Source organism: Cereibacter sediminicola (genome assembly GCF_007668225.1).
Taxonomy (GTDB): domain Bacteria; phylum Pseudomonadota; class Alphaproteobacteria; order Rhodobacterales; family Rhodobacteraceae; genus Cereibacter_A; species Cereibacter_A azotoformans.
On record NZ_VDEK01000140.1, the window covers coordinates 1 to 567 of the forward strand.

General features: G+C 67.0%; 1 pseudogene. It reads left to right on the forward strand.

The window, feature by feature from the left end:
* Nucleotides 1-567 (forward strand): annotated as a pseudogene (locus FG154_RS20740) (type I restriction endonuclease subunit R); the annotation flags it as partial.

Consider the following 567-nt stretch of genomic DNA (forward strand, 5'->3'; position numbering starts at 1 on the left):
AGACCGGCTTCGACCAGCCGCTTCTCTGCGGGATGTACATCGACCGGCGGCTGGCCGGGATCCAGGCGGTGCAGACGCTGTCGCGGTTGAACCGGGCCTACCAGTCGGGCGGCGTGGTGAAGGACACGACCTATGTGCTCGACTTCGCCAACAGCGCCGACGACATCCTCACGGCCTTCAAGACCTACTACGAGACCGCCGAGCTTCAGGACGTCACCGACCCGAACCAGGTGCTGGACCTGCGCGCGAAGTTGGACGGGCTCGGCTACTACGACGAGTTCGAGGTCGACCGGGTGGTGAGGGCCGAGCTGAACCCGAAGGCCACCCACGCCGACCTGAGGGCGGCAATCGAACCGGTCGCCGACAGGCTGCTGAAAGTCTTCAAGGCCGCGCGTGACGCCGAGGCGAAAGCCCGCGCCGAGGGCAACGACAAGGCGGCCGTCGCGGCGAAGCAGGAGCAGGACGCGCTGATCGTCTTCCGCTCCAACATGGGCGCCTTCCTGCGGCTCTACGCCTTCCTGTCGCAGATCTTCGACTATGGCGCGACGGCGATCGAGGCGCGCAGCC